We start from the raw sequence: 25,693 nt of genomic DNA, 5'->3' as shown, positions 1-25,693 counted from the left end.
ACACTATGGGAAGGCGAACGCCGCGCGAACTGCGCATCCGACGACATCGGCGCCTGCGCAAGCGTGTGAGCGGCACCTATGAACGCCCGCGCCTGTGCGTCTTCCGCAGTAATGCGCACATTTACGCCCAGGTTATCAACGATGTCGAGGGCCGCACCCTGGTGGCCGCCTCGACGATCGAGAAGGGCTGGAGCGGCGGCGAGGGCAAAACCAAGACCGAAGAAGCGGCCCTGGTCGGGCGCCTGATCGCCGAACGGGCCCTGGCGGCCGGGGTGACGAAAGTGGTGTTTGACCGGGGCGGCTATAAGTACCACGGGCGCGTCAAGGCGCTTGCCGAGGCGGCGCGCGAAGCTGGCCTGAGTTTTTAGTCGCTGCCGTTGTGGGAGGAAGCGTGAACCGAGAACGGATCAACCCCGACGGGCTCGACCTCGAAGAGCGCGTCGTTCAGATTAATCGCGTGTCCAAAGTGGTGAAGGGCGGCCGGCGCTTCAGCTTCAGCACCGTGGTCGTCGTCGGCGATGGCAAGGGCCACGTGGGCGTGGGCATGGGCAAGGCCGCCGAAGTGCCCGAGGCCATCCGCAAGGGCGCCGAAGCCGCCAAGAAGAACCTGATCCGCGTGCCGCTGGTGGGCGGAACGGTGCCCCACGAGGTGCTGGCCAAGTTTTCCGCGACCAAGGTCATGATCCGGCCCGCCGCGCCAGGCACTGGCGTGATCGCCGGTCGCGGCGTTCGCCCGGTGGTGGAAGCCGCAGGGATCAAGGATGTGCTCTCCAAGGTCTACGGCAGCAACAATCCGGTCAATGTAGTGAAAGCGGCCTTTAAGGCCCTCAGCGAAATGACCTCGTTGAGCGAGATGGCCCGCCGCCGCGATATGACGCCGCGTGAACTGGCCGCGCGGCGCAGCCGGCGCGAGCCGGCCAGCGAGGAGGCCGCAGCATGAGCAAACTTCGTATTACGTATCGCAAGAGTGCAATTGGCTACGCGCAGGACCAGAAGGATACCATCCGCTCCCTGGGGCTGCGCAAACTGGGCCAGTCGGTGATCAAGCCCGATAATCCTTCCATCCGGGGCATGCTGTTCAAGGTGCGGCACCTGGTGGAGGTCGAAGAACTGCCCGATGAGGTGGCGGCATGAAACTGCATGACTTGAAGCCGGCCGAGGGCGCAAACCGTAAGTCCAAGCGAGTGGGCCGCGGCCATGGCTCCGGCAAAGGTAAAACCGCCGGCAGAGGCATGATGGGCCAGAAGGCGCGCAGCGGCCCCGGTCCGTACCGCACCTTCGAGGGCGGGCAGAACCGCCTGGTTAAGCGCATGCCGTTCAAACGGGGCTTCACCAATATCTTTCGCGTGGAGTATGAGACCGTGAACGTCGGGCGACTCGCCGCCTGGCCTGCCGATGTAGCGGTAACGCCCGAGACGTTGCTGAAGGCGCGAGTTGTGCGGCGCAAGACCCGCCCGGTCAAGATCCTCGGCGATGGCGAACTGAACCGCCCCTTGACGGTGCACGCCCACAAGTTCAGCGCCAGCGCGCGCCAGAAGATCGAAGCCGCTGGCGGAACGGTGGTGGAATTGCCGCTGGTTATCGAACGCCATTCCCGTTCCCGCGGGCCTAACCCCTCTATGCGCAACGCCGCGGCCAGGAAGGCCCAGGCTGAGACGCGCTGACTCCCGGGAGGCTCGCGGCAGGCCAGGATGCTCCTGGCGCTACACCTATCCGCCAACAGCGCATCGCGCACCCCGAAGGATGCGCGGTGAGCGAGGAAGACGCTACGATGCTCCAGGCACTCATTCGCGCCATCCAGTTGCCCGATCTGCGCCGGCGCATCCTCTTTACGCTGGGGATGCTGCTGATTTTTCGCCTGATCGCGCATATTCCGGTGCCGAATATCAATCCGGCGTCACTGGCCCAGCTCCAGGAGGCTCTGGCCACCAACCAGTTGGCCCAGTTGCTCAACCTCTTCGCTGGCGGCGCGCTGCAGAACTTCTCGGTGGCGGCGATGGGGGTGTACCCCTACATCACCGCTTCGATTATTATGCAGTTGCTCCAGCCCCTCATCCCCGCGCTCCAGGAGCTGCAGCGCGAAGGCGAGCAGGGGCGGATCAAGCTCAACCGCTATCAGATGTGGCTGACCATTCCCCTGGCGTACCTCCAGGCCTACGGCCAGACCCTGACGATTGAGCGTAGCTTTGGCGCCGGTCAGTCGCTCTTCCGCACCCCGTTCGATATCGTTAACAACTTCCTGCCGACCTTTACCATTCTGACCAGCATGGTCGCCGGCACCATGCTACTGGTGTGGCTGGGCGAACTGATCAACGAGCGCGGCATTGGCCAGGGCATCTCGGTGATCATCTTTGGCGGCATCGTCTCGCGCCTGCCGGCCGTGATCGTCCAGGGCGTGCAGATCAGCCAGACCGGGGATGTAGGCACGTTTATCGGCCTGGCCCTGTTCGTGGCGATCGCCCTGTTGACCATCGTCGGGATCGTCCTCATCCAGGAGGGCCAGCGACGCATTCCGGTGCAGTACGCCAAGCGGGTGCGCGGCAACAAGGTCTACGGCGGGCAGAGCAGCTATATTCCGCTCAAGGTGAATATGGCGGGAATGATCCCGCTCATCTTCGCCCAGAGCATCATTATCTTCCCCGGCGTGGTGGCCTCCTGGTTCTACCGCCCTGGCGCCCCCGGCTTCGGGAACGCCGTAGCGGGCTTCTTCTACAATACGTTCAACCCGACCGGTCAGGGCGGCGGGATCGTCTATATCACCCTGCTATTCTTGCTGACGGTCGGCTTCACGTACTTTTATACGCTGATATTATTTCAGCAACAGGATATCCCCGACACCCTGCAGCGGAATGGCGGGTTCATTCCCGGCATCCGCCCTGGCAAAAATACCGAGCAGTACCTGATGCGGGTGCTCAACCGCATTACCCTCGCCGGGGCGCTCTTTCTCGGATTGATCGCCGTGCTGCCCTTTATCACCCAGTCAATCACCGGGCTGCAGATCGGTCTGGGAAGCACGGCGCTGCTGATCGTGGTGGGGGTTGCCGTGGACACCATGCGCCAGCTCGAGGCGCAACTGGTGATGCGCGACTATGAAGGCTTTCTCAGCCGCTGAAGCCGTCGCACAGATGGCGCGGTTGTGGTATCATCGCAGCGGAGCGTGGATCGTGGGCGATCCGCGCTACCTGGCTTCGTTCCCGGGCGTACCGGGCGTCCGTTCGTGTGCCGGCACGCGGCGAAGCGTGCAGCGCCAAGGTGAAGAGAGCGCCGCTATGACAATCAACGTGATTTTGCTGGGGCCGCCAGGGGCAGGGAAGGGGACACAGGCCAAGACGCTCGCCGAGCGCACGGGGCTAACGCATGTCGCCAGTGGTGATCTCTTTCGAGCAGCGCTGCGCGAAGGCACCGAACTGGGCATGCTTGCCAAGTCGTATATGGATCGGGGCGCACTGGTGCCGGACGAGGTGGTCATTCGCATGATTCTCGAACGCATAGCCCGGCCCGATTGCGCCGCGGGGGTGATCTTCGACGGCTTCCCGCGCACAACGGAGCAGGCCGTGGCCCTCCAGGAATCGCTGGCGGCGCAAAACAGCAAAATTGACGCTGTGCTCTATCTGCACGTACCCAATGATGTGCTGCTGCGCCGGATCGCCGGACGGCAAACTTGCAAAGTTTGCGGGGCTACGTATAATATATACTATTTCCCGTCCCACCGGCCTGGAATTTGTGATGCATGCGGCGGTAAACTCTACCAGCGGAGCGATGACACCCTGGAGACCGCCCAGCATCGCCTGGATGTGTACTTCGCGCAGACCATGCCGTTAATCGAGCACTACCAGCGGCAGGGGCTGCTGCACGAGATAGACGGACAGCAGGATATTGCCTGGGTGACCGATGCGATGCTGAAGGCGCTGGGTCCCTTCCTGGAGCCTTCGGCGCAGCCAAAGGAGTGATATGTCGAAAAAGAAGGACGTGATCGAGATGGAGGGCACCATCACCGAGCCATTGCCCAACGCGATGTTCCGGGTTGAACTGGAGAATGGTCACGAGGTGCTGGCCCACATCTCAGGCAAGATGCGCATGAACTATATTCGTATTTTGAAGGGTGATCGGGTGCTGGTCGAGCTTTCACCTTACGATCTAACCCGTGGGCGCATTACGTATCGGTACAAATAAGCATCGCTGTTGCAAAGACTGGCAGTTCTAGTTTGTCATGTCCCCTCTCAGGGGAGCAGTCTGGTCTTTGCCCATTTGAAGTCGTCTCTGGGCACGTACTCGTCGCCTCCGGCTTGCGGAGAGGCCGCCGTAAACTGGCCAGGGAAGGTAGACGAAGGGGAAACAGTGTCGGCGGCAGACATGTTGCCGCGGGGAGGTTGTCGTGAAAGTGCGCGCATCAGTCAAGCCCCGCTGTGAATATTGCAAGGTGATTAAACGCAAGGGTGTGATCCGGGTGATCTGCTCGCGTACACCGAAGCATAAGCAGCGCCAGGGGTAAGGGACGTTGCTGAAGTTCGAACCGTCTGGCGGCAGAGGCCGCGAGCAGGTTAGTGTTACGAGGAAGTGCATGGCACGTATCGCCGGGGTTGATATTCCCCGCAACAAAAAGGTCGGGATCGCCATCACCTACATTTACGGGATCGGTCGTTCTAATGGCGCCGAGGTGTTGCGCAAGGCCCAGGTCAATCCCGATGCTCGGGTGCGCGATCTGACGGAAGAGGAGGTCGCGCGCATTCGCGAGGTGGTTGACCGGGAGTACCGCGTCGAGGGTGATCTGCGCCGCGAGGTGCAGTTGAACATCAAGCGGCTGATGGATATTGGCTGCTACCGTGGCCTGCGCCACCGGCGCGGCATGCCCGTGCGCGGGCAGCGCACCCGCACGAATGCCCGGACCCGGCGCGGCCGGCGCGGCCAGGCGATCGGGATCAAGAAGAAGACCAGGAAGTAGGGCAGGGTCAGGGGCCTGAACGCCCCTGGCCGCCGGGCACGTCCCGACGTGCTCGCGCAATAGCCGGAAGAAATTACGCGCACAGGCGGCGAGGAGTGGCCTGCCTGTGCCAACTGTGTGTCAAGGAGCATTGCATGCCCCCGAAGGGACAAAAAACAGCCCCTGCGGCCGCCAGCCGGCAGCGCGGCAAGCGCCGCGAGCGCAAGAATGTGCCGCGCGGTCAGGCTCATATCTTGAGCACCTTTAATAATACCATCGTGACGATTACCGACCCGCAGGGCGCGGTGATCTGCTGGGCCAGCGCCGGCCAGAGCGGCTTCAAAGGTTCGCGGAAGAGCACGCCCTATGCCGCGCAGGTCACCGCCGAGGCGGCGGCGCGCAAGGCGATGGAAAATGGAATGCGCTCGCTCGAGGTCTTTGTCAAGGGTCCGGGATCGGGCCGCGAGGCGGCCATCCGCTCCCTGCAAGCCGCTGGCCTGCAGGTGACGGCGATCACGGACGTGACCCCCATCCCTCACAATGGGTGCCGCCCGCCCAAGCGCCGACGCGTCTGACCGGGGCGGTGAGGCCCCTGGCGGCCCCGCTGGCGTGATACGATGACCGTAGACGGTACCGCGGGACGCGGGCGCAAGTCCAGATGCGGCGCCATCGGCAGCATATCTTGCGCTGCCCGGCCCCGCCTCGCCCCGGCGCCCTGGCGCCCTCTATGGTAGCACAGCGCCCATCTTATCGCGATGTGTTCGTGCGGGCCTCCGGCATTCATACCGGAGTGCTCCGCTCCTGAGGAGGATAGAGAGGATATGGCGCGTTATATCGGCCCCGTTGGCAAAGTGAGCCGCCGCCTTGGCATTGGCATCACTGAGAAGGGGCAACGCATTCTGACCAAGCGCCCCTTTCCGCCCGGACAGCACGGTCCGGCGGCAAAGCGGCGCCAGATGTCCGATTATGGCCTGCAATTGCAGGAAAAGCAGAAAGCGAAGTACATCTACGGGGTGCTCGAACGGCAGTTTCGCCGGACCTTCGAGCAGGCTGCGCGCCGCAGCGGAGTGACCGGCGAGTATCTGCTGAGCCTTCTGGAGCGACGCCTCGACAATGTGGTCTACCGGCTGGGTTTTGCCACTACCCGCGCCCAGGCCCGGCAACTGGTGAACCACGGCCATATTGTGGTTGATGGCCGGAAGACGAATATTCCCTCCTTTACCGTCAAGGTTGGCCAGGTTATCGCCGTGCGACCGGAGAGCCGCCGCCGCACCTACTTCAAGAACCTGGTGGATAGCGGCGTGTTGAACAAACATCGCGCACCCGACTGGCTGCGCCTCGACGCGGCGAATCTCTCCGGCACGGTGGTGGCCCTGCCCCGCCGCGAAGATGCCGAGCCAGGCATTAATGAGCAGTTGATTGTTGAGTTCTACAGCCGTTAAGATTCGGATGCGCGCCAGCACAGGCAGGGGACGGCACGGCGCGCCCATGCCGCGTCGTTCCCATTCCTGGCTGGCGGCTGTGCTGGATACAGGTAAGGAGGCGTGCCATGCTGGACATCGCCATGCCCAAGATAGAGGTGGTGGAGTCCGCAGACAACTATGGGCGCTTCAAGATTGAGCCGCTCGACCCGGGCTATGGGCATACGCTGGGCAATGCCCTGCGGCGTGTGCTGCTTTCGGCTATTCCGGGAGGGGCAATCACCAAGATCAGAATTGACGGGGAATTGCACAATTTTGCCGCCATCCAGGGCATGCGTGAAGATATTACCGATCTGGTGCTAAACATCAAGGGCGTGCGGGTGCGTTCCTCCGCGACCGGGCCGGTTACGGCCCTGCTCCGTAAACGCGGCGCCGGCCAGGTGCTCGCCGAAGACATTGATCTGCCCGCGGAATGTGAGGTGGTGAATCCGCATCATTACCTCTGCACCCTTGAGAGCGAGGATGCCCGGCTCGAACTTGAATTGACCATCGAACGCGGACGCGGGTACCTCGCCGCCGACGAGCGCCCGATGTTGCCGCTGGGCGAAATCCCCGTGGACGCGATGTTTACCCCCGTGCCACGGGTGAACTATCTGGTTGAGAATACCCGTATCGGTCAGGCTACGGACTTCGACCGCCTGCTGATCGAGGTCTGGACCGATGGGACCTTGAAGCCGGGGGATGCCCTGAGCCAGGCCGCTCAGGTGTTGGTACAATACAGCCAGACCATTGCCGACTTCAACCGGCTGGCGGTTGAGCCCGAGGCGCCTCCCGCGCCGAATGGGCTGACCATCCCGGCGGAGGTGTACGATACGCCGATTGAAGAGCTTGATCTCTCAACACGCACCTACAACTGTCTCAAACGCGCCGATATTACCCGCGTGGGACAGGTGTTGCAGATGGACGAGAAGGCCCTGCTCTCGGTGCGCAATCTGGGCCAGAAGTCAATGGAAGAGATCCGCGAGAAGCTGACCGAGCGCGGCTTTATCCCGCGCCCGACGATTGTCGCGAGTGAGTAGCGAGGACGCGCGATGCGACACCGACATGCAGGTAAGCTGCTGGGGCGCTCCTATGAGCACCGTAAGGCGCTGTACCGCAATTTGATGATTGCGCTGATTGAACATCGCAAGATTACGACGACGGTTGCCAAAGCCAGGGCCGTACAGCCGGAGATGGAGCGGCTCATTACGATCGCCCGCGAGGATACGCCGCACGCCCGGCGTATGGCCCTCTCGAAACTGGCCAGTAAGGATGCCATGCGCAAACTCTTCAGCTTCGCGCCGCAGGATTACGGCGGTCGCAATGGCGGCTATACCCGCATCACGAAGATCGGTCCGCGCCGGGGCGATGGCGCGGAGATGGCGATTATTGAACTGGTCTAGTGCGGAACATTGCACTGCTGCTGGCTTATGACGGGTCCGATTTCGTCGGCTCGCAGTATCAGAACCAGGGCCGTTCAGTGCAGGGCGCACTTGAAGGGGCCTGGGAGGAACTGACCCAGGAACGGCGGCGCTTCACGCTGGCAGGTCGTACCGACGCGGGCGTGCATGCCCATGGGCAGGTGGCGAATGTGCGCAGCGAGACGGGCCACGCCCTCGCAACGCTTACGCGCGGCTTGAACGCCCTGTTGCCCGATGATGTGCGTGTGCTGGCGGCGCGCGAGGTGAGCGCCGAGTTCCATGCCCGGCGGAGCGCCGTGCGGCGCGACTATCGGTACCTGATCGACAACCATCCGGCGCCGCTGCCGACCCTGCGCCACCTGGCCCTCCATGTCGAACAGCCGCTCGATGTGGCGGCCATGGCCGAGGCGCTGCCGTTGCTCGAAGGTACTTACGACTTCGCCGCCTTTACCGTGCCGTCGGCGGAACAGAAGAGCACTGTGCGCACGGTCTATCGTGCGCGCCTGGAAAAGGCGGAACTCTTCGGGCGCGCGCTTATCGCTGTGGATCTGGCGGCAAATGCCTTTCTGCAGCATATGGTGCGCGTGATCGTCGGGACGGTGCTCCAGGTGGGACGAGGCCGGATGGATGTGACCCGCTTCCGGCAGGTGCTCGAGGGGGGTGAGCGGAAAGCGGCAGGGCCGACCGCGGCCCCCCATGGGTTGACCCTGATGTCGGTAAGCTATCCGCCAACCCTGCTGCGCTGGGACGACGATCCCGACCGGCCGGGCGCCGCCCCTCCGGGCCTGCCAGGCGGAAGGGGTTAGCCGGACGCAAGGGGTCGCACGAGCGAGCCTCGCCCGCGCATCCCCGGCCTGCTGAGGGGGGCATAGACAAGGGCCAAGCTCCCATAGAGGAATCCTGATTGCACGCTGTGCCATCCGGGGCAATACGATGAGGATAAAACACCGTGAAAACGTATCATCAAAGACCTGCTGAAGTCCAGCGTGACTGGTACGTGATTGACGCCACCGACCAGGTGCTGGGTCGCCTGGCTACCCAGATCGCCACCCTGCTCCGTGGGAAGCATAAGCCGACCTACACTCCCTCAATTGACGGTGGTGATTTTGTAATCGTGGTCAACTGCGAGAAAATCAAGATCATGGGCAAGAAAGCCGATCAGAAGATTTACTACCGACATACCGGCTATCCGGGCGGTCTCAAAGCCACGCCCTACAAAATGATGCTGGCTAAACATCCCGACCGCATTCTGCGCAATGCGGTCAAAGGCATGTTGCCGAAGAACCGGATGGGCCGCCATCTGTTGACCAAGCTGCGCATCTACGCCGGGCCGCGCCATCCTCACGCCGCGCAGCAGCCGAAGGTCTGGTCGCCGCGCTGAGGCGAACAAAGCCACAGCGGAGGGGCCGCGGGAGGGCGCAGCCTTTCTGAAAACGCCTTTTTTCACGGCGAAGCCGTACAGGGCCGATAGGAGAGACAGGTGACCATGCAAGCTAAACGCTACTACCAGGGCACCGGGCGCCGCAAGACGGCGGTTGCGCGCGTGCGCCTGTTCCCCGGCAACGGGGAGTTTATCGTCAACGGCAAGAAGCCCGTGGAGTATTTTGGCCCGCGTGAACTGCTGCAACGCGAGATCTGGACGCCGCTGCAGTTGACCGGTAACACGACCAACTTTAACGTGCTGGTAAAGGTGCGCGGCGGCGGGGTTCACGGTCAGGCCGGGGCGGTGCGTCACGGTCTGGCACGGGCCTTGCTGGATCTCGATCCTGACCTCCGCCCAACCCTGAAGAAGGCGGGGTTGCTCACCCGTGATCCGCGGGCGAAAGAGCGCAAGAAGGCGGGCCTCAAGCGGGCGCGCAAGGCGCCGCAGTACACCAAGCGGTAAAGGCGCCTTCACGCAAGAAAACCGCTGCGAGAAACCCTGGTTGAAGCGCAAAAAAGGCCATGCTACAATGGTCCGACAAGAAGCCGGCAGGGTCTGCTATGCGCGTGATTACCGGGAGAGCCAAGGGGCATAAACTCAAAGCGCCGAAGGGCCTCGGCACGCGCCCGATGCTCGACCGGGTGAAAGAGTCGCTGTTCTCGGTGCTGGAGGGATACGGCCCGATCCACGGGCGAGTGCTGGACCTGTATGCGGGAACGGGCGCGCTGGGGATTGAGTTTCTCTCGCGCGGGGCGGAGTATGCCGATTTTGTCGAGCAACAATCCCACGTCTGCGCCATCATCCGGGATAATCTGGCCCACACCAGGCTCGCGGCGTATGGCCGGGTCCATCAGATGTCGGTGGAGCGTTTCCTGCACCACCAGCGTGGGACGGGCAATTACGATTATATTATGATGGACCCGCCCTATGCCGATCCAAAAATCGAGCAGACAATTATGACCATTCTGGAGAACGGCCTCGGTCATGAGGGAAGCCTGTTGATCGTTGGCCATTCGCCCCGGGTGAGTCTGGCCGACTCCTATCCAGGCGCGGTGCGGATCAAGCATCGCCGTCTGGGTGACTCTTGCTTTTCGATCTACCGTCTCGGTTCCGATACGACGGGTGAGCAGCCTGACGCCTGAGGAGCACGCGAGGGGCCGTCGCTGATGACTACGCGCATTGCCGTCTATCCGGGAAGTTTTGACCCGGTTACCTATGCCCATCTGGACGTTGCGACCCGTGCGACGCGCCTGTTCGACAGGGTGGTGATGGGGGTCTTCGAGCGGCCGCAGAAGAAGTTGTTGTTTAGCACCGAGGAGCGACTGGCCCTCCTCCGCACGGCCATCGCTGATGTGCCACGCGTCGAGGCGGTCAGTTATGACGCCCTCACCGTTGATTTCGCCCGCTCTATGGGCGCGGTGGCCCTCATTCGCGGCTTACGCACCGTAAGCGACTTTGAGGTTGAATATAACATGGCTCAGTTGAACCAGACCCTCGATCCCGAGATCGAGGTGGTGGTGTTGATGGCCAGCCGGCGTTACGCCCATATCAGTTCGAGCGCCGTGCGCGAAATCGCCGGGATGGGCCGCGATCCGGTAGAATTTGTACCGCCGCACATCGTGGCGGCGTTGCGGCAAAAGTTCGCGCAAAGGGGGTGAGCGCCATCGAGCTTGATGATTTGATTGACGAACTGGAAGACGTGCTTGCGGAAGGGCGGCGCGTGCCGTTCAGCGGCCGGCTCCTGGTAGATGAAGAGCGGATCCTCGATATTATCGATCGGATGCGGGTCGCCATCCCTGAAGAGCACAAACGGGCGCGGCGCATCGTGCAGGAGCAGGAACGGCTGATCGCCGAGGCTCAGGCCCGCGTGCAGCAGGTGCTCGAAGAACGCGGGTTGCTGGAGGCGGTCGAGGCGGAACGTGCTCGCCTGCTCCAACAGGCCGAGCAGGAAGCTGCCATGGTGCGCGCCGGCGCCGATGACTACGCCCGCCAGGTGCTCGAAGAACTCGATGCCCGTCTGTCTAAACTGGTCACCAGTGTGCGCAACGGGTTGCACGAACTCGGCGCCCGCCCTCCGTCGGGAAAGAGGGAAGAAACAGCGTAGGGCTGAACCGCCCGTGATGCCGCCATAGTACGCTGGCGATGATCTTTTTATTGCTCTATTATCTTGACAGTGTGTGCCCCTCCTGGCTATAATAAAGCATTTGCAGCATGAGCTGCGACACGAGAAGACTATCTCGAAGCGCTCTCTGTCGGTTCTAAGGGCGGGGGTGTATGGTCTGGCTTCGCCCTTGCCAGAGCAGTGCGCGGGTTTTGAGATAGTTTCTCACATCTACGTCCATGACGACTCTCAAGTTTAACGTCGCGCAGTTGCTGCGGGAAGAAATCGGCGCTCGCCGCGAGCTAACGTTCGCGGAAGATGAGTTGCCCCTCGATGAAACGTTGAGACTGCGCGATATCAGTGGTACGGTGCGTTTTACCCGCACAGCCAGCGGGGTATGGGCCAATGTCAAAGCCCAGGGCACCGTTCGGTTGATATGTGTGCGATCGCTGGAAGAGTTTGACTACCCCGTGACGCTGGACTTTAGCGACCAGTTTCACTCGGTGATTGATGTGTACACTGGCGGCGCTCTGCCGAAGCCGACCGAAGAGGATCCGTTTCTCCTCGACGACGCGCATATGGCCGATATTGGGGAGGCAATTCGAGAGTATACCCTTCTGGAGTTGCCGCTCAATCCGGTAAGCCCGGCCTATCGCGATCGACCGGTCAGTTACACGGTGCAGTCGGAAGGGATCGAGGGCGAAGAAGAAGAGACAGCGCTCGGGCCGGACAAGAACCCCCTCGATGCGCTGAAAGCCTGGGCGGAACGCCATAAGCGCGGTAACGGGAGGAGTTGAGGAACCATGGGTGCAGTGCCAAAGCGCAAAGTCTCGCGCCATCGCCGCGGCAACCGCCGGCAGCATCTAGCGCTCACCGCCCCTGTGCTGGTGAGGTGCCAACGTTGCGGGGCGCTGGTGCGCAATCATTATCCGTGCAAGAAGTGCGGCGACTACCGGGGGCGCCAGGTGATCAAGGTCACCGAGGCTGAGTAAGCACTCGCGGGCGTCGGGGCGGATTGCAGAGCGCGGAGCGGTCGGCTGACCATCGTATCTGCCGCCGCTCCTTTTGCTGTGGAGAGAGGCAGAAGTGATCAGCCCACGCTATGCCGCGATTACCGGCTGGGGCATGGCCTTGCCTGAGCGGGCGGTGACCAATGAGGAACTGGCCCGCAGTCTCGACACGTCCGATGAGTGGATCCGCAGCCGAACCGGTATAAGCCAGCGCTATGTGGCCGGCCCTGACGAGTATACCTCAGTTCTGGCGAGCCGCGCCGGTCGCGCGGCTCTCGAACGGGCCGGACTGCCCGCGGAAGCGGTGGATATGGTCATCGTCGCCACCTGTACTCCGGACCGGCCCTTTCCGGCCACCGCCTGCACGGTGCAGGCCAATCTGGGCATCCCGCGCGCCGGAGCATTTGATCTGGCCGCGGCGTGCAGCGGGTTTGTCTACGGGCTTAGCGTGGCGACGGCGCTGATCCGAGGTGGGATGAGTTCCTGCCTGTTGCTGGTGGCCGCCGATGTCTTCACCCATCTGATCAACTGGCAGGATCGCAGCACCTGCGTGCTATTTGGCGATGGCGCTGGCGCGGTGGTGCTCCAGGCCACGTCCGAACCGGCGGGTTTGATCGCTGCCAACCTGGGGGCCTGGGGCGAGGGTGAAGCATTAATGGCCGTGGAGGCGGGCGGCACGCGGCTGCCGCTTACGTCTGAACTGCTCCGGTCAGAGCGGCAATATGTGCAGATGAACGGGCGCGAGATGTTCCGCCACGCAGTACGCGGTATGGCCGAGTCGGCGGAGCGCGCCCTGGGCGCGGCAGGGCTACGCTTCGAGGATGTGGCGCTGGTGATTCCGCACCAGGCCAACCTGCGGATCATCGAAGCGGTCGCCCGGCGTCTGGGGATGCCAGTGGAACGCTTCTTCGTCAATCTCGACCGCTACGGCAACACCTCGGCGGCCTCGGTGCCCATCGCGCTCTGCGAGGCCATTGAGCAGCGCCGGGTGCGGGGCGGAGATTATGTGTTGCTGACCGCCTTCGGCGGCGGGCTGACGTGGGGTTCGGCGGTGATACGCTGGAGGTGAGGGGCGCGTGACCATTGCGTGGGTATTTCCAGGTCAGGGATCGCAAGTGGTAGGGATGGGGCGCGATCTGTACGTCCGGTATCCGGCGGCGCGCGAGGTGTTTGAAGAGGCCGATGCAACGCTGAATCTGCCGCTGACGCGGCTGTGCTTTGAAGGGCCTGAGAAGGAGTTGACGGCAACCGAGAACGTCCAGCCGGCGCTGTTGACTGTCAGCGTGGCGCTGTTGCGGGCCATGGAGAGCGCCGCGGGCGGGCCGCTACCGCCGCCCCGTGCCGTCGCCGGGCACAGTCTTGGCGAGTATGCGGCGCTGGTTGCCGGGGGGGGCCTGGGTTTTGCCGAAGCCCTGCGGCTGGTGCGGCGGCGGGGCGAACTGATGGCCGAGGCGCGCGCCGGGGGGATGGCGGCGGTGCTGGGGCTTGACGCCGCAACCCTGGAGCAGATCTGCCAGGAGACGGAGGCGGCGCTGGCGGATGAGCCAGAGAGTGTCAGCACGGTGGTGGTGGCGAATTACAACGCGCCTGATCAACTGGTGATCAGCGGAAGCACGCGCGCGGTTGAACACGCGGGGGGGCTGGCGAAACAGCGGGGTGCCAGGCGGATCGTTCCGCTCAAGGTGAGCGCAGCCTTCCACTCGCCCCTGATGCGGCATGCGGCCGAAGGTATGGCGAGGGCGCTTGAAGGTGTGAGCATCCGGCCCCTGCATACCCCGCTGATTGCCAATGTGACCGCCGAGCCGCTGCTGGCCCCCGGGGACGTGCAGCGCGAGCTGGTGACGCAGGTAACTGCGCCGGTGCGCTGGATCGCCTCGGTGCAGCGGATGGCGCGTGATGGAGTGACGACCTTTCTGGAAATCGGCCCCGGCAAGGTTCTGAGCGGTCTGATCAGACGCATCGTGCCGGATGCGCGATTGTTGAACGTCGGCAATGCCGACGAGGTGCGCGAGGTGAGAATAAATTAGCGCGCTGACCAGAATCGTTTGAGGACGCTAAGCTGTGCGGCTCGCGGTACTTGCGCCCCGTCGTTGCAGGTCAATCGTTTCAGGGTGGCCCAACAGTACACCCCGGCGCTACACAACGCTGTGCAACGCCGGGGCGCGACGTCGGGGCGGAGCGGCATTCGCCCCGACAGGGGTAAAGGCGCTAAACAACGCAACGGCCGGAAGGCAAGCCCTCCGGCCCTGCATGAACCATGACCCAGTAACGTGTGTTCTTGCCAGCTTACCGACGTGCGTACAGTTACCGCCAGTTTACCGACATGTACCTTATTCCCACTTTTGAGCCTCAAGGGTCCAGCGACCCCGTTGAGCATCTGATACAGTCTACTCATCTCCACGCAGACCCTGGGCTGCTCTGCCTTCGGCGCACGCATGTGTGGCGCTTTGCCGTGCCAGCTTTTGCCTTTGGGTATGGCTCCTGCTTTGCGTGGGTAACAAGCTCCTCCTGTCCACACGCGTTGAGCTTTGCGTGGAGAGGCCATCCCGCAACTCGCAGAGCATCCGATCGCTCAGTCAGCGATCCGGCGCTTGTCTGTTAGTCTCCCTGGAACGCCACACGGTAGCATTCCATTTCCCCTAACGTACACATATCCTCTCCAAGTGCGCTCTTTTTTCTTTACAGTGAGAGGACAGCGCTTGTCTTGCGACGGCGCGTTTTCGACTGTTCAGGTGCTCTGGTATGTTGCTGTTCCCTTGAGGCTTCGGCGCTATCATAGCATTTTGAGGCCCAAGAATCAAGAGGTTAATCGTATCTTAACGATAATAGAGGCTCCTCCTGGCGTTTCATGGGCTTGAGGTGCGGGAGCTTGCACCTTTTGATACGAAGAACAGTTCGGCGAGGTGTAAAGAGTTTTTCGCCCTGGCAGGCGCAGCGAGCGTTATCCAGCCACAGGGCGCAGGCGCCGGCTGTCGGTGATGATGCGCTCGGCGGCGGCGCGCCCCGAGAGGAGCACCAGCGGAATGCCACCTCCGGGGTGGGTGCCGCCGCCAACGAAGTAGAGCCCCTGGAGGTTGCGGGCGCGCAGTGGCGGGCGGAAGAAGGCGCTGAAGGGCGAGTGGGAGGCCCAGCCGTAGATCGCGCCGCCCGGCGCATTGTACCGTTCGGCGATGTCAGCCGGGGTCCAGATCTGTTCGTAGACGATATGGCGGTTGAGGTCGGTCAGGCCCATGCGTTCCAGTTTGGCAATGATGCTATCCCGGTAGGGGCGCGCCTCGCGTTGCCAGCATACGCGCGGGTTGAGCGCAGGAGCGTTCACCAGGACAAAGAGATTGAGATGGCCGGGCGGTGCGTGTTCGGGGTCGGTCAGCGCAGTGGCGGCGACGTAGATCGTCGGATCGGCGGCGGGGACGCCCTTCTGAAAGATGGCCGCAAACTCGCCGGGATAATCATGGCTGAAGAAAATATTGTGGTGCGCCAATTGGGGGTAGCGCCGGTTCACGCCAAGGAAGAGCACGAAGCCGCTGCAGGAGATCTCCTGGCGGGCCAAACGCGCGGCTATGGCCTCCTGTCCGGGAATGAGGGCGCGGTAGGCGTAACTCGGGTCAGCGTTGATCAGCACCTGATCCGCGGCCAGTTCCTCGCCGTTGAGCAGACGCACGCCCCGCACGCGGCGGCCGTTAAGCGCAACTGCAGCGACAGGGGTGCGCGTGCGCACCTCTACGCCAAGTTCGGCGGCCAGGCGCAACAGGGCCAGGGCCAGGGCGTACATCCCGCCGCGCACGTACCAGCCGCCCTCGGCAAACTCGATGTAGGCGATCACATTGAAGGTCGCTGGCGAGAGGTAGGGTGACGAGCCGTTGTAAGTGGCGTAGCGGTTAAAGACCTGCCGCAGATAGGGGCTGCGAAAGAACGAGCGCACGGCGGCGTCAACGCTGCGCAGGGCGTCAATGTGCGGACCGTCGCGGAGGAGGCGGGGCGTGAGCAGTTCGTGCGGGCCGTCGAAGGGTTTGAGCAGAAAGGCGTCGGCAACAGCGTCGTAGATGCGCGCAGTGTGAGCCAGAAAGCGGAAGAATGCCGGCACGTCGGGCGGGCTGAGACGTTCGATCTCCTGGATCAGTTGGGGCAGGCGTTGCCAGGCGTTAAAGGTCGTGCCATCGGGCCAGCGGTAGCGGCAGGTTGGCTCGATCTGCTCAAGAGTGAGGTAATCGGCGGCGCGACGGCCGGCGGCGGCAAACAACTCTTCTATCACCCAGGGCATGGTCAAGAGAGACGGGCCGGTGTCGAAGGTATAGCCGGCCTCGCGCAGGAGGTTGAGTTTGCCGCCCGCGCGGTCGTTCTTCTCCAGCACAATGACCTGGTGACCGGCGGCGGCCAGGCGGATGGCGGCGGCCATTCCGCCGAGACCGGCGCCGACCACAATGACGCGATTGGGGGGGGATCGCATACGTTTCGGTACTCAACACGCAGAAGAGGCGCGGAGATCGACCGGTCGATCTCCGCGCCCGCCGCGCCGGCCAGTAACCTGCTCCGGCGCTTACCAGGCCTTCTTGCCGGGTATCTGCGCGCCGAAAATGCTTGGCGGAAGCTTGAAGCCGTGGGCCTCCAGACGGGGGGTGAAACGCGGGCGCACGCCGGTTGGGCGCAGTTCGGCCTGAATCTTGCCCTCAGGGGTCTTGCCAAGGATCTCGAGCTTGAAAATGTCCTGCAGCACGACCGTGTCGCCCTCCATCCCCTGCACCTCGGTGATGAAGGCCACCTTGCGCTGTCCGTCTTCAAGGCGGGTCTGCTGGACGATCAGGTCGATGGCCGAGGCGATCTGTTCGCGGATGACCTTGAGGGGCATCTCCATACCGGCCATGAGGGCCATGGTCTCCATACGCGCCAGGGCGTCGCGGGGCGAATTGGCGTGGAGGGTGGTGAGCGAGCCGTCGTGGCCGGTGTTCATGGCCTGGAGCATATCGAGGGTTTCGCCGCCGCGACACTCGCCGATGACGATGCGTTCGGGACGCATGCGCAGCGAGTTGATCACCAGGTCGCGAATGGTGACGCGACCGGTCCCGTCCACTTCGGGCGGGCGCGACTCCAGGCGCACCACGTGCTCCTGGGCCAGTTGCAGCTCGGCGCTGTCTTCAATGGTGACGATGCGCTCGTCGTCGGGAATGAAGTTCGAGAGCACATTGAGCAGGGTGGTCTTGCCGGAGCCGGTACCGCCCGCGACCACGATGTTGAGGCGCGAGACGACGCAGGCGCGCAGGAACTCAGCCATCTCGGGCGTCAACGATCCGAAGCGGATCAGATCATCTACTTTGAGTTTGTTCTTCGAGAACTTGCGAATGGTGATGGTCGAGCCGTCAATGGCGCAGGGAGGGATGATGGCATTCACGCGGGAACCATCGGGGAGGCGCGCGTCAACCATGGGCCACTTGCGGTCGATGCGCCGGCCCAGGGGGCGAATGATCCGGTCAATCACCTTGAGCACGTGCTCATCGTTGGCAAAACGCACCGGCGAGAGCTTCAACTTGCCCTTCTGCTCGATGTAGACCCGGTAGGGTCCGTTGACCATCACTTCGGAGATCGTATCGTCGTTGAGCAGCGGCTGGATCGGCCCGAAGCCCATCAGTTCGTCGCAGACCATGGTGAACAGGCGCTTGATCTGTTCCGGCGGCAGGTTGACCCCGGCCTGCTGATAGACGCGGGCGAAGCGTTCCTGCAACATGCGCTCGGTTTCGGGGGTGCGCTTGAGTTCAGTCTGGCTTCCCAGGGAGGCCTGGATGCGGTCCACGATCCAGAGTGACAGTTCGAGCATACGCTGCTCATCGGCGGGCTCGACGGCGCTTTCCACCACGGGGCCGTTAAGCGGCTGGCTCTCGTGGCTGGAACGCGGATCGCCGGGCGCCGAGGAGATGGCGCTCTCGGCGGGGGGCAGGGGGGTGACAGCGGTCACCGCCGGCCCTGTGGCAGGCTCGGACGACGGCGGAGTGCTCCCAAGGCGTTTGAGCAACGACATACCATTCCTCCGATGATCCCGGACGGCGCCGGGGCGTTACGTGTCCTGGCTCCAGGATACGCGCAACGCATTACGAAACGGTGTCCGGGGTATCAGAGCTTCACGAAATAGGCTTCGCAGGCGCGATCGATCAACTCCCGGCTCATCGAGGGGGGGATGTTGCGATACTTGGCCTCATCAAGGATCTGGTCGCAGATGTCCCGCGGATGACAGGCGCGCAACTCGCGGCCAACCTTCATGTAATGTTCTTGCAGCAGATGACGCAGACCTTCATCGCTGTAGGGGATCTTTTTAGCCTTGCAGACGAGTTGAAAGATAGCGCGAAACTCGGCTGGCGTCGGATTTCCTACCTCGATCTTGTGGCGAATGCGCCGGAGGAAAGCGTCGTCCACCAGATCTCTGGGATTGAGATTGGTCGAGAAGACGATCAGCACATCGAAGGGGATTTGCAGCTTTTTGCCGGTTTGCAGGGCCAGGAAATCCACTCGTTTCTCAAGGGGCACGATCCAGCGATTGAGCAAATCCTGGGGCCGACACTTCTGGCGTCCAAAGTCATCAATCAGGAACAGGCCGCCGTTGGCTTTCATCTGGTACGGCGCCTCGTAGACCTTGCTTATAGGGTCGTAGATCAGTTCGAGCTGTTCGAGGATCAACTCGCCGCCGACCATCACCCGCGGGCGCTTGCAGACGAGCCAGCGGGCATCGGGGAAGTAGGCGGGCGCAGCCTGGGCCAGCGGCGCGCCGAAGGGTGCGACAGGCTCGGCGTGGCCGACCTCGTTTTGCTGGACGACCTGATGGTTCAGGGGATCGAACACTTTGATGATCTGGCCGTCAATCTCCACGCTGTAGGGGATGAGGACGTAACCGCCGAGCATGTTGGCAATGCCTTCGGCAAAGGTGGTTTTCCCATTCCCCGGGGGGCCATAGAGGAAGAGGGAGCGGGCCGAGTTAGCGGCAGGGCCAAGCCGATCCAGCATGCGCTCGCTGACGACCAGATGCTCAAAGGCTTTGCGAATGGTGGCCTGGTCAATCACCATATCGCCGATCTGCTGGCGATTGACCATCTCAACATACTGCGCGAGGGGCACGGGCGCCGGACCGGCGTACTGATTGCGGTCGAGCACCTCGTGCACCTTGACGCGCCCCTTGTTGGTGATGATGTACTGGAAGGAACGCTCGCTGAAGCCGCCCTCGGCGCCGATGATGTCAACATACTCTTCCAGTTTCAGGAACTCGAGCACCTTGTCAATCACGCCGAGAAAGGGGAGCTTGATGGTTTCTTCGAGGCGCTGGCCGGTAATCGCGCCGGTAAAATAGATGACCTTCAGCACCAGATCGGTAAGAAAGCCCATAGACAGCCCGGTCTCGGCGATCGAGGAGGGCTGGGGGGGAATGGCGGGCATCTGTTCGGTGCGGGAAGGGACGGATGCAGTTGATGAGGCGGTAGAAACTTCGTGCAGCCGGAACGACATCGAACCTCCTTACAAGCAGTTCATGCATGCAACGGCGCACTCCTGATAAGTATAGCCCGCCGTGTCGCGGGCTTCAATAGTACGCCGGGGCTATTTCGGGGCCGGCGCAATGACGGTTGCCACGAAACGTTTTGCGGGCGCTCCTCGCCTGGCGGCTGAGAAACAAAGAGCGCTGCGGGCTGATTAATTTGTAAACAAAGTTTTTCGCTCTACCCCCGCCCCCTCCCCAACCCTCCTCCGCTAGGGGAGGGCGCCTGCCGCCTCCCCGGAGGGGGAGGCTGGGAGGGGGGCGGAAAGGCCAGGAAACTTGCTTTACAGACTAATAAGCCGCGGGCTGCCGATGCGAAGCATGCCTGCTCCGAAGCCGGTCTGCGCCGACGCGAGCCGGCTGCATCGGGGACTTGCCCATAAAAGCCGTACCTCTCCGGGATGGGACGGCGTCGCGATATTGCCGGGGCATCACTCGTCCATATTCTCGTCCTCGTCGCTGATTTCTTGATCGATCTCTTCGAGGCCTAGTTCTTCCTCCTCCTCGCCGCCCACGAATTCCTCTTCGAGGGCTTCGGTCTCCTCGACCGGCTCTTCCTCTTCGAGCAGATCCTCATACTCCTCGTAGCGCAGGCTGGAGACGTAAGCCGCGCCTTCGCCGAGCTTGCCGGGGAAGGAAATGCGGTTGCGCTGGCTGGGATCCTGGTAGATCTCGCGGATGAGCAGGCGCACGTTGCGCGGGTCGCTCTGGGCAATGGCAGCGAGGTAGCGGTTGCCGCCCTGGATCAGTTCGGCGAGGCGCTGGCCGAGTTTCGGCTCAAGGCGGCCAATCACGTTGCCGTCGGCATCAATGACATAGACGATCTTCCCTTCGACGCGGAAGTCCATCTTTTCGCCGGTGACCAGGGCCTCAACCGCGGGGCTGCGGGGCACGTCGATCAAGGAAGTGATCGCGGTGCGACCGGTCTCGGTGATAAACATGCGCATATCCACCTGCTGGCGCGGTTGGCGATTGGCCTGGCCCGTCTCGATCCCGCGGGCGATCAGCGCGTCGAGGCGGGCGAGGTTCTTGCGCGCGATGCTATTGGTAGGATTGAGGCGCAGGGTATGCTGATACGCATCGTGGGCCTCGGCGTAGCGGCCAAGTTCCATAAGGGCCTTGCCGAGGCGGTTGTAGGTTTCGGGCTCTTCGCTCAGGGTCAGGATCTGGCGATTGATCTCGACTGCCTCCTCCCACCGGTTCATGGCCGCAAGTTCGATGGCCTTCTCCTGAAGCTTGCGGCGAATGCGTTGCTTTTCATCTTGCTTTGCCAAGGTCAATGCTCCTCATGCAGTTGCAATGTGCAGATTACGAACCGGGCGCGGCGCGCCTGAACGTGGCGATGTGTCGTGATTGATGCCCGTCCAGGTCGCCGGGAGCCGCACCCATAACGTCACAGCACGCTGGCGGCCTCGCCCTGGAGGGCCCAGGGGCTGGTGCGGGTCACGCGCACGGGCACGAGGCGTCCGGTCAGATCCTCCGGGTGGCTGAAGAATACCAGTTTATTGTTCGGGCTGCGGCCGCGCCACTTGCCTTTGCTCTCGCCTTCTACGAGCACTTCGACCGTCTGGCCGAGAAAGCGGGCGTTGCGTTCAGTGGCGATGCGTTCCTGGAGGCGCTCCAGTTCGCGGCGGCGGGCCTCTTTTTCCTCTTCGGGCACGGCCAGGGCGGGATCTTGCTCCTGTTCAGCGGCAAGGGTGCCGGGACGGGCCGAGAAGGCGGCGATATGGACCTTATCGAAGCGAATCTCGTCACAGAGGGCGAGGGTGGCCTCGAAATCGGCGCGCGTTTCGCCGGGATGGCCGACGATGACATCGGTGGTCAGCGAGACATTGGGGATCGCCGCGCGGATCTTGCCGATGAGGGCGCGGTAACGTTCCACAGTATAGCCGCGGCGCATCAGCTTCAGCACCCGGTCGGAGCCGGCCTGCACCGGCAGGTTGATGTCGGGCATGCAGCGGGGCAGGCGGGCGACTGTGTCAATCAGCCGGTCGGTCATCCAGGCCGGGTGGGAAGTGAGGAAGCGGAGGCGCTGGAGGCCAGGGATGGCGTGCACGGCTTCGAGCAGATCAGCCAGTTGGGGACGGCCAGGGAGATCGTGGCCCCAGGAGTCAACGATCTGGCCGAGGAGGGTAATCTCCCGGGCCCCGCGGGCGATGATGCGCGTGCATTCTTCAACGATTTCAGCGAGGGGGCGGGAGCGTTCGCGGCCCCGGCGCAGGGGAATGACGCAGTAGGCGCAGGTCATGTTGCAGCCGTACTGGATGGGCACGTGCACCGAGACGGGGGGGTGAGCCCAGGAGGCCACTGGCAGGGCCGGTTCATCGAGGGTATAGATCGGATTGGGGGCCAGGGCGACCACCTCGTCCACCGCCGAGGGCGAGACGAAGTGATCAACCATGGGCAGGCGTTCCTCGAAGATCGAGCGATTATTGGGGCCAACCATGCAACCCCAGAGCACCACGCGGGTGTCGGGCCATGCGCGCTTGACGCGCACCAGTTCGCCGAGCTTGCCCAGGATGCGTTCCTCGGCGCTCTCGCGCACGCTGCACGAATTGAGCACGATAAAACTGGCGTCTTCCGGGCGCGCGGCAGGGCTGTAGCCAACAGCCTGCAGCGCGGCCTCAAGGCGCTCAGAGTCGGAGACATTCATCTGGCAGCCCACCGTCCACACATAATAGCGACGCGAGCGGGGCGTCGCGTCGCGGTCGGGGCGGGCAGGGGGCGCAAAAGCGTCTACAAAAAGAATATCCTGCATCGTTTCTCAACACTACCAGACAATTACCGGCAGGCCGTGTCGAATGCTGGTTTCGGCGGCGGTGCGCAACAGTTCCAGGCAGCGAAAGGCTTCGGTGTTGGGTTTGACGCCAGCTTTGACGAGCATAGGCGCCAGTTCGGCCAGTTCGGCCTGCAAGCGGTAGGACGAGCCAAAGAAGGCGCTGTCTTCCTCGCCATCTTCGTTTTCGAAATTGAGCCAGACAGGGCGCTCAAAATCTACAGGGAGATAGTAGCTGTTAATGCCTTGCAGATTGATCAAATGGCTAAAGCGCGTCGGGGCCAGATCGTCCCAGACGTCGGTCACGGCGCGATCTAGCTCCTCGTAGATCACCGGGCCGTCCTCGAGCACCTCGGCGACATCATCGCCGCGTTCGAGGTGTGCGGCGAGCCGAGACAACTGGTAGAGGGCGCCCATGTTCTCGAGACCGCCCTCCCAGACCTGCGTGCCGGGCTGGGTGAGCAGGTCAATATCAATGCCCTCGTCGCGCAACTGGTCCTGCACTGCGGAGACTGACTCATACTCTTCTTCATATGCGGCGCGATCCTCATCGGGGCGCACCGTAATCAACGAGCCGACGGCGAAGTCAAGCTCGGTGGGTTGCTCATAGTCACTCATCGCTCCTCCTTACGTTGAGCGCGCGGACGTGGTTCGACGCTGCCGTCTGTGCAGCCAGAGCCACTCTGTATAATTCGTTTGCAGTATACCATAAACGTGGGGGCGCCTACGGCTACGGCGGGAGAGGCCGGGGTTACCGTCGGCGCCGTGAGTGGTCTGTGAAGGAAGTTTCCTGGCATATTCGCCCCTCTCCCAGCCTCCCCCCGTTGGGGTTTAGGGGCGGACAGAACGCATAAGCGTAGCTGTGATCCATGGCGTTGGGATGCGCCGGTTCACCCTCACCCCCTGCCCCTCTCCCGCGTGCGGGAGAGGGGAGGCCGGAGCCGCGCTCGGGGCCGTCCCAATGCGGTAGCGGCGGTGTTCGCTCGGGTGTTTTGTCCGCCCTTGAACCTGTTGGGGGAGGCGCCGGATGCCCTCCCCTCTCAGGTGTAGGGTTTTTCAAGCGAGAAGGGGTTTTTGGCATTCCCATGCGCTTACGATCCTCACCCCCCGCCCCCCCTCTCCCGCGCGCGGGAGAGGGGGGAGTTGGGCGTCCCAATGCCCCGGATGGCGCATGCGACGCGAGGATGGGCCGGAAAACCCTACACCTGAGAAGATGCCCTCCCTCGGTGGAGGAGGGTTGCGAAGGGGGTGGAGGTTGAGCGAAAGACTCCGTTTACAGACCAGTGAGTAGTCGGGGCGTTTAGTGTCTTTGCATGTCGCCCTCGCCCGCGCGCCTCCTCGGGCGCCGGTGGAGCGTCGGGCGTCGCCGTGCAGACCGGCGGGGGCCGCCCCCGGCTGCCACCGACGCGGTTTCAACGGCCAGCATCCTATGGTAGAATATGGTTACGCGCTGTACATTCTTGCGCGATCCGGTTGTACCCGGTGATCGTTATTCTCAATGATCGCGCAGTAGCAAGGTGGTTACGATGGAGAAGTCTACCTGGACGACCAAGGTAGGCCTGGCGCAGATGCTCAAGGGAGGCGTGATCATGGACGTGGTCACGCCCGAACAGGCGCGCATTGCCGAAGAAGCGGGCGCGGTGGCCGTGATGGCGCTGGAGCGCGTCCCGGCGGATATTCGCGCTCAGGGCGGCGTGGCGCGCATGAGCGATCCCGAGTTGATCCTGGCGATCAAGCAGGCGGTGACAATCCCGGTCATGGCCAAGGCGCGGATCGGTCATTTCGTCGAGGCCCAGGTGCTCGAAGCGCTGGGTATCGACTACATTGACGAGAGCGAGGTGCTGACCCCGGCGGATGAAGAGCATCATATCAACAAGCATCGCTTCAAGATCCCCTTCGTTTGCGGCTGCCGCGACCTTGGCGAAGGTCTGCGCCGGGTGGCCGAAGGGGCGGCGATGCTGCGCACCAAGGGTGAAGCGGGCACGGGCAACGTTGTGGAGGCGGTACGCCACGCCCGGGCCGTCTATAGCGAGGTGCGCCGCCTGCAAAGCATGAACGAAGATGAGTTGTTCGTCTACGCCAAGAATATCCAGGCGCCCTACGAACTGGTCAAACAGGTGGCCGAAACGGGGCGGTTGCCGGTGGTGAACTTCGCCGCCGGAGGCATCGCCACGCCTGCCGACGCGGCGCTGCTGATGCAGCTCGGAGTTGATGGCGTCTTCGTCGGGTCGGGAATCTTCAAGAGCGGCGATCCGGTGAAGCGGGCGCGGGCGATTGTTGAGGCAACCACGCACTACAACGATCCCGAAATCATCGCCGAGGTGAGCAAGGGGTTGGGCGAGGCGATGGTGGGGATTTCTCTGGAACAACTGTCCGCCGAGCAGCGGATGGCCCGGCGGGGTTGGTAACAGCGGGACGGACGGGGCGCACCGGCGCCGGTCGCCGATGACGCGCGCCGCTCCCTGAGCGTTCTATGACAGTCGGCGTACTGGCCCTGCAGGGCGATGTTCGCGAGCACCTGGAAGTGCTCAAGCGCATTGGCGTCGCACCGGTTGAGGTGCGTTTGCCGCAACATCTGGCCGCCGTTGATCGTCTGATTATTCCCGGAGGGGAGAGCACGACGATCGGGCGGCTCTTGTATCGCTACCAGTTGCTTGAGCCGATCCGCGCCCGGGCGGGCCGGGATCTGGCAGTGTGGGGCACGTGCGCGGGGGCGATTCTGCTCGCTCGTGAAGTGCTGGACGCCAAACAGGGCGGGCAGCCGACCATCGGGGTCATGGAGATCACCGTGCGTCGCAATGCGTATGGCAGCCAGTTGGAGAGCTTTGAAGCCCCTGTGACGGCGCCGGCGCTTGGAGCGTCTCCCCTGCCGGGGGTGTTCATCCGCGCGCCGCGCATTGAAGCAGTTGGCCGTGAGGTGGAGGCGTTTGCCAGGCTGGCCGATGGGGCGATTGTCGCCGCGCGCCAGGGGCGGCTGCTGGCGACCACGTTTCATCCGGAACTGACCGACGATGATCGGATGCATCGGTATTTTCTGGAGTTGTAGGACCGAGGGAACCGCGCACCGCCGC

Annotated in this window: 31 protein-coding genes; 25 read left to right on the top strand and 6 right to left on the bottom strand. The window is 63.0% G+C overall.

Annotation, left to right across the window (positions count from 1 at the left end):
- The first annotated feature begins 5 nt into the window (after positions 1-5).
- From rplR to fabD, 23 genes are all read left to right on the top strand, one after another.
- Complete coding sequence (gene rplR, locus NZU74_17330) at positions 6-368, top strand: 50S ribosomal protein L18 (protein ID MCS6883096.1); 363 nt, start codon at positions 6-8, stop codon at positions 366-368.
- Between the two features lie 23 nt (positions 369-391).
- Positions 392-940, top strand: coding sequence for a 30S ribosomal protein S5 (rpsE, locus tag NZU74_17325; GenBank protein ID MCS6883095.1), 549 nt, complete (start codon positions 392-394; stop codon positions 938-940).
- Entirely contained in the window at positions 937-1,134 is a 198-nt protein-coding gene (gene rpmD, locus NZU74_17320) for a 50S ribosomal protein L30 (protein MCS6883094.1), read from the top strand. Before rpsE ends, rpmD begins: the two co-directional genes overlap by 4 nt.
- Positions 1,131-1,664, top strand: a complete 534-nt coding sequence (rplO, locus tag NZU74_17315; protein MCS6883093.1) for a 50S ribosomal protein L15 — start codon at positions 1,131-1,133, stop codon at positions 1,662-1,664. The genes rpmD and rplO overlap by 4 nt, the downstream gene beginning before the upstream one ends.
- 86 nt (positions 1,665-1,750) lie before the next feature.
- Positions 1,751-3,112 carry a preprotein translocase subunit SecY gene (secY, locus tag NZU74_17310; protein MCS6883092.1) on the top strand — a complete coding sequence of 454 codons (1,362 nt, stop codon included), beginning with the start codon at positions 1,751-1,753 and terminating at the stop codon, positions 3,110-3,112.
- A gap of 157 nt (positions 3,113-3,269) precedes the next feature.
- Positions 3,270-3,950: an adenylate kinase gene (locus NZU74_17305; protein ID MCS6883091.1), complete on the top strand. Its 681-nt coding sequence runs from the start codon at positions 3,270-3,272 to the stop codon at positions 3,948-3,950.
- A 1-nt stretch (position 3,951) separates the two neighbouring features.
- A complete protein-coding gene (gene infA / locus NZU74_17300; protein MCS6883090.1) occupies positions 3,952-4,173 on the top strand; it encodes a translation initiation factor IF-1 in 222 nt (73 codons plus the stop codon).
- Positions 4,174-4,375: 202 nt separating this feature from the next.
- The gene (rpmJ, locus tag NZU74_17295) at positions 4,376-4,492 is read left to right on the top strand and encodes a 50S ribosomal protein L36 (GenBank protein MCS6883089.1); all 117 of its coding nucleotides are present in this window, start codon (positions 4,376-4,378) and stop codon (positions 4,490-4,492) included.
- A gap of 69 nt (positions 4,493-4,561) precedes the next feature.
- Positions 4,562-4,942 carry a 30S ribosomal protein S13 gene (gene rpsM, locus NZU74_17290; protein MCS6883088.1) on the top strand — a complete coding sequence of 127 codons (381 nt, stop codon included), beginning with the start codon at positions 4,562-4,564 and terminating at the stop codon, positions 4,940-4,942.
- A gap of 134 nt (positions 4,943-5,076) precedes the next feature.
- Positions 5,077-5,496 (top strand): 30S ribosomal protein S11, encoded by a 420-nt coding sequence (gene rpsK / locus NZU74_17285; GenBank protein ID MCS6883087.1) that lies wholly within the window; start codon positions 5,077-5,079, stop codon positions 5,494-5,496.
- Between the two features lie 246 nt (positions 5,497-5,742).
- The gene (gene rpsD / locus NZU74_17280) at positions 5,743-6,363 is read left to right on the top strand and encodes a 30S ribosomal protein S4 (GenBank protein ID MCS6883086.1); all 621 of its coding nucleotides are present in this window, start codon (positions 5,743-5,745) and stop codon (positions 6,361-6,363) included.
- A 107-nt stretch (positions 6,364-6,470) separates the two neighbouring features.
- Entirely contained in the window at positions 6,471-7,421 is a 951-nt protein-coding gene (locus tag NZU74_17275) for a DNA-directed RNA polymerase subunit alpha (protein ID MCS6883085.1), read from the top strand.
- A 12-nt stretch (positions 7,422-7,433) separates the two neighbouring features.
- A complete protein-coding gene (rplQ, locus tag NZU74_17270) occupies positions 7,434-7,784 on the top strand; it encodes a 50S ribosomal protein L17 (protein MCS6883084.1) in 351 nt (116 codons plus the stop codon).
- Entirely contained in the window at positions 7,784-8,608 is an 825-nt protein-coding gene (gene truA / locus NZU74_17265) for a tRNA pseudouridine(38-40) synthase TruA (GenBank protein ID MCS6883083.1), read from the top strand. Before rplQ ends, truA begins: the two co-directional genes overlap by 1 nt.
- A gap of 143 nt (positions 8,609-8,751) precedes the next feature.
- Positions 8,752-9,183, top strand: a complete 432-nt coding sequence (rplM, locus tag NZU74_17260) for a 50S ribosomal protein L13 (GenBank protein MCS6883082.1) — start codon at positions 8,752-8,754, stop codon at positions 9,181-9,183.
- 105 nt (positions 9,184-9,288) lie between these two features.
- The gene (gene rpsI / locus NZU74_17255; GenBank protein MCS6883081.1) at positions 9,289-9,687 is read left to right on the top strand and encodes a 30S ribosomal protein S9; all 399 of its coding nucleotides are present in this window, start codon (positions 9,289-9,291) and stop codon (positions 9,685-9,687) included.
- A 98-nt stretch (positions 9,688-9,785) separates the two neighbouring features.
- Positions 9,786-10,367, top strand: coding sequence for a 16S rRNA (guanine(966)-N(2))-methyltransferase RsmD (gene rsmD / locus NZU74_17250; GenBank protein ID MCS6883080.1), 582 nt, complete (start codon positions 9,786-9,788; stop codon positions 10,365-10,367).
- Between the two features lie 24 nt (positions 10,368-10,391).
- The gene (gene coaD, locus NZU74_17245; GenBank protein ID MCS6883079.1) at positions 10,392-10,883 is read left to right on the top strand and encodes a pantetheine-phosphate adenylyltransferase; all 492 of its coding nucleotides are present in this window, start codon (positions 10,392-10,394) and stop codon (positions 10,881-10,883) included.
- Positions 10,880-11,329, top strand: coding sequence for a hypothetical protein (locus tag NZU74_17240; GenBank protein MCS6883078.1), 450 nt, complete (start codon positions 10,880-10,882; stop codon positions 11,327-11,329). The genes coaD and NZU74_17240 overlap by 4 nt, the downstream gene beginning before the upstream one ends.
- Before the next feature lie 236 nt (positions 11,330-11,565).
- Positions 11,566-12,123: a DUF177 domain-containing protein gene (locus NZU74_17235; protein ID MCS6883077.1), complete on the top strand. Its 558-nt coding sequence runs from the start codon at positions 11,566-11,568 to the stop codon at positions 12,121-12,123.
- A gap of 6 nt (positions 12,124-12,129) precedes the next feature.
- Entirely contained in the window at positions 12,130-12,318 is a 189-nt protein-coding gene (gene rpmF / locus NZU74_17230) for a 50S ribosomal protein L32 (protein MCS6883076.1), read from the top strand.
- Positions 12,319-12,412: 94 nt separating this feature from the next.
- Entirely contained in the window at positions 12,413-13,405 is a 993-nt protein-coding gene (locus tag NZU74_17225) for a ketoacyl-ACP synthase III (protein MCS6883075.1), read from the top strand.
- Positions 13,406-13,460: 55 nt separating this feature from the next.
- Positions 13,461-14,363 carry an ACP S-malonyltransferase gene (gene fabD, locus NZU74_17220; GenBank protein ID MCS6883074.1) on the top strand — a complete coding sequence of 301 codons (903 nt, stop codon included), beginning with the start codon at positions 13,461-13,463 and terminating at the stop codon, positions 14,361-14,363.
- A gap of 914 nt (positions 14,364-15,277) precedes the next feature.
- Here the strand turns inward: fabD and crtI are convergent.
- From crtI to NZU74_17190, 6 genes are all read right to left on the bottom strand, one after another.
- Complete coding sequence (gene crtI, locus NZU74_17215; GenBank protein ID MCS6883073.1) at positions 15,278-16,783, bottom strand: phytoene desaturase family protein; 1,506 nt, start codon at positions 16,781-16,783, stop codon at positions 15,278-15,280.
- 90 nt (positions 16,784-16,873) lie between these two features.
- The gene (locus tag NZU74_17210; GenBank protein ID MCS6883072.1) at positions 16,874-18,346 is read right to left on the bottom strand and encodes a CpaF family protein; all 1,473 of its coding nucleotides are present in this window, start codon (positions 18,344-18,346) and stop codon (positions 16,874-16,876) included.
- A 92-nt stretch (positions 18,347-18,438) separates the two neighbouring features.
- Positions 18,439-19,818: an AAA family ATPase gene (locus NZU74_17205; GenBank protein MCS6883071.1), complete on the bottom strand. Its 1,380-nt coding sequence runs from the start codon at positions 19,816-19,818 to the stop codon at positions 18,439-18,441.
- 459 nt (positions 19,819-20,277) lie between these two features.
- Positions 20,278-21,126: a tetratricopeptide repeat protein gene (locus NZU74_17200; protein ID MCS6883070.1), complete on the bottom strand. Its 849-nt coding sequence runs from the start codon at positions 21,124-21,126 to the stop codon at positions 20,278-20,280.
- A gap of 113 nt (positions 21,127-21,239) precedes the next feature.
- A complete protein-coding gene (miaB, locus tag NZU74_17195) occupies positions 21,240-22,604 on the bottom strand; it encodes a tRNA (N6-isopentenyl adenosine(37)-C2)-methylthiotransferase MiaB (GenBank protein ID MCS6883069.1) in 1,365 nt (454 codons plus the stop codon).
- Positions 22,605-22,616: 12 nt separating this feature from the next.
- Complete coding sequence (locus NZU74_17190) at positions 22,617-23,240, bottom strand: hypothetical protein (protein MCS6883068.1); 624 nt, start codon at positions 23,238-23,240, stop codon at positions 22,617-22,619.
- Positions 23,241-24,148: 908 nt separating this feature from the next.
- On the opposite strand from NZU74_17190, the gene pdxS reads away from it, so the two are divergent.
- Both pdxS and pdxT read left to right on the top strand, forming a co-directional pair.
- On the top strand, positions 24,149-25,030 hold the full coding sequence (gene pdxS, locus NZU74_17185; protein ID MCS6883067.1) for a pyridoxal 5'-phosphate synthase lyase subunit PdxS: 882 nt from the start codon (positions 24,149-24,151) through the stop codon (positions 25,028-25,030).
- 65 nt (positions 25,031-25,095) lie between these two features.
- On the top strand, positions 25,096-25,668 hold the full coding sequence (gene pdxT / locus NZU74_17180) for a pyridoxal 5'-phosphate synthase glutaminase subunit PdxT (GenBank protein ID MCS6883066.1): 573 nt from the start codon (positions 25,096-25,098) through the stop codon (positions 25,666-25,668).
- Positions 25,669-25,693 lie beyond the last annotated feature (25 nt).

It is taken from the genome of Chloroflexaceae bacterium, assembly GCA_025057155.1.
Classification (GTDB): domain Bacteria; phylum Chloroflexota; class Chloroflexia; order Chloroflexales; family Chloroflexaceae; genus JACAEO01.
Note: the sequence above shows the minus strand (reverse complement) of the source record. Positions and strands in the feature narration are given on the sequence as shown.